We start from the raw sequence: 9144 nt of genomic DNA, 5'->3' as shown, positions 1-9144 counted from the left end.
ATCAACTATCGTGGTTATTCTATTATATGAAAAATGCCCGTTTCTTCACAAATTTGATTTATCAATACATGGAATAGGGAAGCCATCCTGCAAGCATCTGGGTAACCATTAATGTATCGCGATCAATCAAGAAAGCTAGATGATAGAACTTATTCCATTCATTCCTGTGGTCATAGATATAATTTGCTTGGACAGCCTGAAATGTACCATCATCCTGGAGCATATAAAAATAGTCGGCTATCCCTTGTCCTGCATATCCCGTTGTACCGTAGGCTTCGAGTACGTCGAAGAGATTGCTGACGCCTAACTTGATCCCCAAGCTTGTGGTGATGGATTCATCCGTGCTTTCTACGTTCCATTGATCTACGGACCAATAATCCATTTTGTTCTCTTCATTAAAATGAACTGTTAGTAAGGGATAGATCTGTTTATTCATGATCCCGGATTCGCTAGTTTGCCCTAATGTTTTCTCAAGCTTTGTTCGTGTATCTCCTAGCCGTAATACGTCATCACCAATCTTAACCGTAAGCCCATCCGCCGGTAGATTAACCAAGCTAAAAGAAGGGAACGATTTCACTTCACTAGAATCTTCTGCGGAGAGTGCCTCTCTTGAAGAAAATTCAACTGGTCTCATTTCGAGCTTCATCATTCCGTTGACGGTTAAATGACGTAACAATTCAAGCGCTTCCGTTCTTGTCAGCTTGCGATCCTTATCGAACTGAGACAATGATGTCGGCTGTCCTGGAAGCCAACTGCGAGAAAGAGCATAGGCGAAGGCGTCCGACTCCTGGAAATTAAGCCCTTGTGCAGCAACAATGATTTGAATGGCTTGTCCTTGTGTAATTGGCGATTTTCTTGCACTCGGATCAATGACGCCTGCAGCCGGATATCGATACACTTTTGCCATCTGATATACTCCGTCCATCCAATCGTCGTTATAGGAAGCACTCGGCATCGCAAGGCCAAACCCCCGAAACATCATTTTCAAAAATTCAGCTTCACTTGCAAGCTGATCCGGCTTAACAGTTCCATCTGGAAAGCCATCAATAATATGCTGATTTGCTCCCCAACGAAATAATAGCTCCGCAGGGTGCTTGCGCAAGTCGGAAGGAGTAGTTTGAAATGGAGAAGAGTCGACCTCCAAGTCGAAGGTTGCGGGAGATTGACTGTGTACGGTTCCTTGACTAAGGAATGCTAAAATAACTAAAAAAACAGGAATTGAACAGATCTTTTTCATAACAACCTACCTTTCTGGAAATATCTTCTTTAACGTATATCGGAATCTAAAAGATAGGTCATTAGCGATAAAAAACGCGGGACGCTCCTTTATTAGGAAAGTCCCGCACGCACACATTATAATCTTCGTTTACATATACAAGCTCGCCAGCAAGATCCCCAAGCTCTCCTCGTAAATTTCGTCGAATTGGGATAACGGCAGCGGATTTACGCCGGTTCCGAGTTCGATCGTAAATCCGGGACGCCGGAATTCATAGATGAACCAATCCTTAAATCCGGCATAGCTTTCCACGTTCCGGACCGGCTTGTAGCCACTGACCCGGGCGAACTCGTTTACGATCGTCTCAGCATACGCCGGTTCGCGGTTTTCAAAGCCCCAATAGATCTCCTCCCCTTGGGTATGGAAGGCCAAGACATGATCAAAATCGCTCTGCCGAACCAGGTTGGCCATGGCGATCGCTTCAGGTTCGGTCAGCGGGGCGGTGCCTGGATAATCCCGTGGACCGCGCTCCACTGGGTTTCTGGCAACCTCACGTTCCCATAACGCCGGGAACTGATCGTTCAAATCTACGCCATTGATATTGGCCTTCCATCCCTGAAAATCGGTGTTGCCGCCGTTGTAGGACAGCACATTGCTGCGGTAAGGTTCCTCGGCAGGCAATCCATGGATCACCAGGTCTACGCCGTCCGGGTTCACCATCGGCACCATGGAGAGGGTGGCTCCTTCGTAATAAGGCCACATGTGCAGACCGCGAATGGTGCTGCTATTCGTTAGCGCAAGCAGATATTGGTTCAGGAATTTGATCAACACCGGCGTCGTGATCCATTCATTTGCATGAAAAGCTCCGTTAACATGCACTTGTTTGCTGCCTTTACCGATGCGTAGTTCGGGGATCGGTTTGTTCATGACCGAATTGCCGATATTCCGATAGGCGATAAACGGATAAATGTCCATCAACCGGTTTAAATCGTCCCGCAAGGCGGCGTAATCATAGGGTTTGCGGATGTCGACCACGAACCAGGTGACCCGCAGCGGAAGCTGCAGCCGTTGTCCGATCGTAAGGTGGTTTGGATTCACCGACTGGTTCAGCAGCAGGATTACATCCAGAGAAACCCCGCGGTCCCTGGACAGCTTCCAGATGGAATCCCCGGCTTTCACCTGATACTCGCTGGTGACAAAACCAGGGATGTGGATGGTCTGGCCCACGCTAAGGCTCTCCGCTGGAATGCCTGGATTGGAATCGACGATCAATTGCAGCGGCAGTTGGAAAATTTGACTGTAGTACCATAACGTATCCCCCGAACGCACTTGTATACGCATAACATATCCCTCCTGCACAATTTTGCCCTATAACACCCTATGTAGGAGAAAGCACGCTCCATGCAAAAAATAAAGGATTCCTGCTTCACAATCAGTAAGCTTTCCTGTAGACTTTATAAAGCCATATTGTTAACCTAAAAACAGAGTTAAGGTTAACAATAAGACATTTAAACATAGAAAGCTGGGATGAGGAATGAACCAAGGCAAGACGGAAGGACAGAGCTGGGACACCTTCGCCAAAAAAGCTCTATGTGGTGAAGTTCTAACATTAGAAGAGGGGTTGTCTGTACTACATGCCAGCCAAGATCAATTGCTGCCGTTGATGGATGCGGCTTATCGAGTGAGACGGCATTACTATGGCAATAAAGTGAAGCTCAACATGATCATCAATGCCAAAAGCGGGCTTTGCCCCGAAGATTGCGGGTACTGCTCGCAATCCTTGATCTCGACGGCTCCCATTTCAAAATATCCGCTGCTTAACAAGGAGACGTTGGTCGCTGGAGCGCGTGAAGCGTTGCAGCGCAAAGCGGGGACCTATTGCATCGTGGCATCAGGCAGAGGGCCTACCGATAAAGAACTTGAGCAGGTTGCGGAAGCAGTTGCTGAAATCCGCGCAACGATGCCGCTGAAAATTTGCGCTTGCCTCGGCATTCTCAGGGAGGAGCAGGCGGAGAAGCTCCGTGAAGCCGGAGTTCACCGCTACAACCACAATTTGAATACGAGCCGGGCGAACTATCCGTCGATCACTACCACTCATACCTACGATCAACGCGTGGCAACAGTGAAAACGGCACGATCGCATGGTATGTCTCCATGTTCCGGCGTGATCATCGGCATGGGTGAATCCGATGAGGAAATCGTGGAGATGGCCTTGGCATTGCGCGAATTGGATGCCGATTCGATTCCGATCAACTTCCTGAATGCGATCCCGGGGACACCGCTCGAACGTTCGGAGCGGGTACCGGCGCTTAAAGCACTGAAGGTATTAGCGTTGTTCCGTTTCATTTGTCCAACGAAGGAAATCCGCGTGGCGGGCGGCCGCGAGATCAGTCTCCGTACGCTGCAACCGCTATCCTTGTATGCGGCCAATTCGATCTTTGTAGGCGACTACATGACGACGAAAGGGCAAGATGTCACCTTGGATCACCAAATGATTGAGGATCTAGGCTTTGAGATTGAAGAAACTGCGGTTTCATAAAATAGAAAGATAGCGCCACGTCACGTTATCCGGTAAACTGGATGAAGGAAAGAATCCTAATAACGTGGTGATTCGCTTGTTTCAAATTATGTTAATCGAAGACGATCCCTCTCTGTTTCAAGAAATCAGTGAGCGGTTGCAGCAGTGGTCCTATGGCGTACATGGCGTTCGGGATTTCGGCAATGTACTGGAGGAATTTACGGAAGTTCGTCCGGACCTGGTGATCATTGATATCCAGCTGCCCAAGTTCGACGGATTTCATTGGTGCCGTCAAATTCGCGCCCGCTCCAACGTACCGATCATTTTCTTGTCTTCCCGCGATCATCCCACTGACATGGTGATGTCCATGCAGCTGGGGGCGGATGACTTTGTTCAGAAGCCGTTCCATTTCGAAGTGCTGATTGCCAAAATCCAGGCGACGCTTCGACGGGTTTACAATTATAATACCGAACGCGTTGAGCTGCGAACGTGGCGCGGAGCGACCATCGAATATGGGCGCAACACGGTCACGTCCGAGCAGGGAACGATCGAGTTAACGAAAAACGAGATGCTCATCCTCAAGCAGCTGGTGGAGCAGAAGAACCGCATCGTCAGCCGCGAGGAGCTGATCCGCAGTTTATGGGACAATGAGCATTTCGTCAGCGATAATACGTTAACCGTCAACGTAAATCGGCTGCGCAAGAAGCTGGAGGACCTCGGGCTGGACGCTTATATCGAGACCAAGGTAGGTCAAGGATATATGGCCACCGAAGAGGTTCACGTGTTATGATCGGCCAATATTTGCGCGAGCGCCTCAGCTGGATCTTGCTCGTCTTTAGCCTGCAGCTTTTGCTGCTCTTCGTCGCTGCCATCGACCGAACGATTCCATTTTTGCCGATGCTGTATATTGTTTTCTTATCGATTTTGGGATTTGGGGCATTTCTACTGATTCGGTATCCGAAGGAAACTCGGTTTTATCAAAGCCTGTCGAACTGGGACGACACCTATGATTTGAGCGTCATCTCTGAGCCGGAAACTCCGCTGGAGGGAATCGTTATGGACCGGATCAGCGAGCAAACGGACAAGTTCCGCAAGGAGACATCGCAGCTTGTCGCCCAGCTGGAAGAGGAGAAGGATGAGCTAATGGCCTGGATTCATGAGGTGAAAACACCGCTCACCGCCATGCGCCTGATGATCGATCGAATGGGGAACGAGCCGCTCAAAGAGCAGCTGCATTTGGAATGGCTGCGCATCCATTTGCTGCTAGACCGTCAGCTGCACCAGAAGCGGATTCCGTTTATCGAGAACGATCTCTACATCGAACAAGTGAAGCTGGAGCCGCTGTTAGTTCAAGAGATCCGGGAACTACGAGCATGGTGCTTGCAAAAAGGCATCGGCTTTGACGTCCATCTGCCTGTTCAAGAAGTACTGACGGATGCAAAATGGCTGGCGTTTATCCTTCGGCAGCTGCTAACCAATGCGGTGAAATACAGCGAAGCCTCCGATATCTCCGTAGAATCAGGGGTTTCACCGGAAGGACAGACCTGGCTATGCATCCGCGACAAAGGGCGGGGGATCGATGCCAAAGACCTGCCGCGCATCTTCGAGAAAGGATTTACCTCCACGCGAAATCATGAGGATCACGCGGCCACCGGTATGGGACTGTACTTGGTGAAAAAAGCGGCGGATTCCCTGTCGATCCGACTCCAGGTGGACTCGAAGCCCGGCGAAGGCACAGCGATGACGTTGGTCTTCCCAAGAAGTAATGCATACGTCCATATGCTGGGCATGTGACAACATTGTCACATGCCCATTTGTTTTGTTCGGGAAATCGCAGGAATTGTCCCTCCCGGGTAAGTTAAGATAAGGGCAAGACCAAAGGAGTGATTGATCATGGCAATACTCGAAGCCAGCAAAATCCATAAAAGCTATGGCAACAAATTTAATCGTCAAGAAGTGTTAAAGGGGATTGACCTGAACGTAGCGAAGGGCGAATTCGTCAGCATTATGGGAGCGTCCGGCTCGGGCAAGACGACCTTACTAAATGTGCTTTCTTCGATCGATAAGGTCAGTCTCGGCAGCATTAAAATTGAAGGCAAAGAGTTCACGGGGCTGAAGGAGAAGGAGTTGGCCGAATTCCGCAAATCCCATCTCGGCTTTATTTTTCAGGAATATAATCTGCTGGATACGTTAACCGTCAAGGAAAACGTGCTGCTGCCGCTTTCGATCAAAAAAGTCTCCCGCAAGGAGGCGGACCTGAAGTTTCAGGAGATCGCTACCGAGCTTGGCATTTACGAAATTAAAGACAAGTATCCCAACGAAATATCGGGGGGACAAAAGCAGCGGACTTCCGCCGCAAGGGCGTTTATCCACGATCCGAGCATTATTTTTGCCGATGAGCCAACGGGCGCACTGGATTCGAAATCCGCTTCCGATCTGCTGAATAAGCTAAGTGAACTCAATCGAAAAATCGCGGCGACGATTATTATGGTCACCCATGATCCGTTGGCCGCAAGCTACACCAACCGCGTCGTATTTATCAAGGATGGACAAATTTATTCCCAACTGAATAAAGGCGACGAGTCGCGGCAGTCGTTCTTCAACGACATCATCAAAGCGCAGGGCGTATTGGGCGGGGTGCAGGAATGAGTCTGACCCATCTGATTTACCGCAATCTCAAGAAAAATCTAAAAAACTACTACTTGTACGTGTTCGCCTTAATTTTCAGCGTGGCGCTTTACTTCGCATTTGTCACCTTGCAATATGACCCGGCTCTAGATGAGATCAAGGGATCGGTAAAAGGGGCCGCCGGATTAAAAGCCGCATCGGTGCTGCTCATCGCAATGGTGACCATCTTTCTGCTGTATGCCAACACCATCTTTATTAAGCGGCGGAGTAAGGAGATTGGTCTCTTTCAATTAATCGGGTTAACGAAAGGGAAGATCTTTGGCATCCTTAGTAGTGAAAACCTCATTCTTTATTTCGGTTCGATGTTCATCGGCATCTTTGTTGGTTTTTCCTGCTCTCGGTTGCTGCTATTGATCTTGTTCCAGATCATCGGAGTGGATGCCGAGGCGAGCCTGCGATTCTCTGTGCAAGCGCTGGTGCAGACCGTTGAAGTTTTTGCGGCTATCTACCTGCTGATTATGCTGATGAACTACATGTTCATCAAACGGCAAAGCATCTTGTCGCTGTTCCGAGTGACCTCCACTACGGAAAATGTGTATCGCAAAATGCCTTTATCCGAAGTGGTTATCGGCATTTTGGGTATCGGGCTCATTCTCTATGGGTACCGGATTTCGGCGGATTTGTTCAGCGGTGAGTATACGGAAATACGAGAGCTCTTCCTCGCCATGATTCAGATTCTAGGTTCGGTGATCATCGGTACGTATCTGTTTTATAAAGGTTCGGTTAGTTTTATTTTCAATTTGGTTCGGAAGGCGAAAGGGGGATATCTCTCGTTAAATGAGGTGCTGTCCCTATCCTCAATTATGTTCCGTATGAAATCTAACGCGTTGCTGCTGACCATTATCACGACGGTGTCAGCACTGGCCATCGGTTTGTTGTCGCTCAGCTACATTTCTTATTACTCAACGGAAAAAAATGCTCAACAATCCGTACCTAATCATTTCGCGCTGTTAGATCCTAAGGACGTGGGTGCTTTCGAGCAGGCTCTGAAGGCGGCTGGCATCGAAACGCAGGAGACCCGGCGCCAGGTGGTGATCGCCGAAGCCGACCTCTCCAACCTGATTGGATCTGCAATAAGCGGGCGGAATAGCCAACTGACGATATTGGCCGTCGTAGATGAACAAGAAGTTGCCGGGGTGGAGCTGGGGCCAAAAGAAGCGATGTTGGCTGGTTCAAGCAATATGATGGAACAGTTCATGGGATTGCGGTCAAAAGGGGAAATGACGATACAAGGGAGCTCGCAGTCCATTCCAGTGACTGTGATCGATACGATGAAGGATGCGATGGTATCCCTCCATTTTTCTTCAGCATTGCCGTCAGTCATCCTTGATCATGCCGACTTCGAGCAACTCATGCAAGATATGAATCGGGAACTTCAAAGCTCCTACCCGGTCTATTATGGGATCGATGTTGTGAGTCCCGACTTGATGGAACAAGCTTACCAGCTCTATCAGGAGTTAGACTTCGACAAGAAACCAGGCGCGATGTCTCAAACTGAGATCATTACAGAACAACGAAGCAACATGGGATTGATCATGTTTATTGTGGGTTTCCTCGGGTTAACGTTCCTGATCACTTCAGGCTGTATCCTATACTTCAAGCAAATGGGCGAAGGGGAAGAAGAGAAGCCAAGCTACACGATCTTACGCAAGCTGGGATTTACGCCAGGCAACCTGCTCCGAGGCATTCAATATAAGCAGTTGTTTAACTTTGGCATCCCGCTCGTTGTAGGTTTGTCGCATAGTTATTTTGCCGTCCGCTCCGGCTGGTTCTTATTCGGGACGGAGCTATGGATCCCGATGATCTTGGTCATGCTGATTTATACCATACTGTATTCGATTTTCGGATTGTTGTCGGTCCTTTACTATAAAAGAGTGATCAAAGAATCGTTATAGAACAAAGAGTATCCAAGCAAAGCAAGGCGGGAACGTCCTCATTGGTCATTTCCCGCCTTATTTCATGGGGTTAAGGTTTCTTTGGAAGACCGTAAGCTTCCCGAATCAGTGCAAAATAGGTATCGGCTAACACAACTTCAAATTCCGGTCCCAACGCTTCCGTGATCGCTACTACGTCCGACGGTCTCATGCTCCAAGCATTGACCCCTACAGAAACGAACATCGGCGAGTTCCCGTCCCAGGCAGCCTTCGCATCATTCAAAATGTTGATTCCATCTCTGACGGTGGCCGTGCCTTTGAAATATGAAACTGGTAGATTGCCGTTGACGATCTCTACGTAATTTTCGCTTCCGCCGCCAAGGAACAGGCCAGGGACTTTTAAATATTCCACATAGGCTTCGGCTTTAGACCCGGTGAGAGGAACGTCACGGGCGTCTTGACGGTTGATAACAAAAGGATACGACATGCCGGATTTCTTCAAATACGGGTAAGAATCCTTCATGAACTGGGCAAAACTCTCTTCCGGCCAAACCTGCGGACTGAAATAACCGGCTCCGGAAGGTCCGGCTACCAGCAGGTCATTTTTCGTAGCGGTGGACTGGTAATAGTCTAAGATCGCAGGGGCCGCATCAACGAGGAGCGGGCTAGCCGACCAGTTCATGGGTACTTGGCCGCGGGCAGGATCATCCCAAAGATTGCGCATATGATTTTGATCGTACTGCAGGTTATCGCCCTCACCAAACGTGAAGGTCACGTAGATCTTGTTGTTCAACTTCGGAGTTACCGGCTTGTTCGGCTTGGCCGGCTTCGCTTTCGTCCCCGCCATG

The 9144-nt window shown here is 49.1% G+C and carries 7 protein-coding genes and 1 pseudogene; 5 read left to right on the top strand and 3 right to left on the bottom strand.

The annotated features are described in order from the left end of the window. Positions 1 to 61: 61 nt before the first annotated feature. The gene (locus PBA01S_RS01800; protein ID WP_009223290.1) at positions 62 to 1237 is read right to left on the bottom strand and encodes a hypothetical protein; all 1176 of its coding nucleotides are present in this window, start codon (positions 1235 to 1237) and stop codon (positions 62 to 64) included. A 129-nt stretch (positions 1238 to 1366) separates the two neighbouring features. Continuing rightward, positions 1367 to 2557, bottom strand: coding sequence for a M14 family metallopeptidase (locus tag PBA01S_RS01795; RefSeq protein WP_085168866.1), 1191 nt, complete (start codon positions 2555 to 2557; stop codon positions 1367 to 1369). 193 nt (positions 2558 to 2750) lie between these two features. Here PBA01S_RS01795 and bioB point away from each other — a divergent pair, with 193 nt between their 5' ends. The 5 genes from bioB to PBA01S_RS01770 all read left to right on the top strand — a co-directional run bounded on the left by bioB (position 2751) and on the right by PBA01S_RS01770 (position 8317). Next, entirely contained in the window at positions 2751 to 3755 is a 1005-nt protein-coding gene (gene bioB, locus PBA01S_RS01790) for a biotin synthase BioB (protein WP_127575175.1), read from the top strand. 76 nt (positions 3756 to 3831) lie between these two features. Beyond that, positions 3832 to 4524, top strand: a complete 693-nt coding sequence (locus PBA01S_RS01785) for a response regulator transcription factor (protein ID WP_127575174.1) — start codon at positions 3832 to 3834, stop codon at positions 4522 to 4524. Then, positions 4521 to 5528, top strand: a complete 1008-nt coding sequence (locus tag PBA01S_RS01780) for a sensor histidine kinase (protein ID WP_085168869.1) — start codon at positions 4521 to 4523, stop codon at positions 5526 to 5528. The genes PBA01S_RS01785 and PBA01S_RS01780 overlap by 4 nt, the downstream gene beginning before the upstream one ends. 99 nt (positions 5529 to 5627) lie before the next feature. Then, positions 5628 to 6383 (top strand): ABC transporter ATP-binding protein, encoded by a 756-nt coding sequence (locus PBA01S_RS01775; protein ID WP_127575173.1) that lies wholly within the window; start codon positions 5628 to 5630, stop codon positions 6381 to 6383. Then, positions 6380 to 8317, top strand: a complete 1938-nt coding sequence (locus tag PBA01S_RS01770; protein WP_127575172.1) for an ABC transporter permease — start codon at positions 6380 to 6382, stop codon at positions 8315 to 8317. Before PBA01S_RS01775 ends, PBA01S_RS01770 begins: the two co-directional genes overlap by 4 nt. A gap of 70 nt (positions 8318 to 8387) precedes the next feature. On the opposite strand, the pseudogene PBA01S_RS01765 reads toward PBA01S_RS01770, so the two are convergent. Continuing rightward, positions 8388 to 9144: pseudogene (locus PBA01S_RS01765) on the bottom strand (GxGYxYP domain-containing protein); the annotation flags it as partial.

Origin of the sequence: Paenibacillus barengoltzii NBRC 101215 (assembly GCF_004000745.1) — a bacterium.
Lineage (GTDB): Bacteria > Bacillota > Bacilli > Paenibacillales > Paenibacillaceae > Fontibacillus > Fontibacillus barengoltzii.
This window is presented reverse-complemented; position numbering and strand designations above follow the sequence as displayed.

Coding starts and splice junctions, on each gene's coding strand:
- PBA01S_RS01780 (WP_085168869.1), top strand. CDS start 4,521: ATGATCGGCCAATATTTGCGCGAGCGCCTCAGCTGGATCTTGCTCGTC.
- PBA01S_RS01775 (WP_127575173.1), top strand. CDS start 5,628: ATGGCAATACTCGAAGCCAGCAAAATCCATAAAAGCTATGGCAACAAA.
- PBA01S_RS01795 (WP_085168866.1), bottom strand. CDS start 2,557: ATGCGTATACAAGTGCGTTCGGGGGATACGTTATGGTACTACAGTCAA.
- PBA01S_RS01770 (WP_127575172.1), top strand. CDS start 6,380: ATGAGTCTGACCCATCTGATTTACCGCAATCTCAAGAAAAATCTAAAA.
- PBA01S_RS01800 (WP_009223290.1), bottom strand. CDS start 1,237: ATGAAAAAGATCTGTTCAATTCCTGTTTTTTTAGTTATTTTAGCATTC.
- bioB (WP_127575175.1), top strand. CDS start 2,751: ATGAACCAAGGCAAGACGGAAGGACAGAGCTGGGACACCTTCGCCAAA.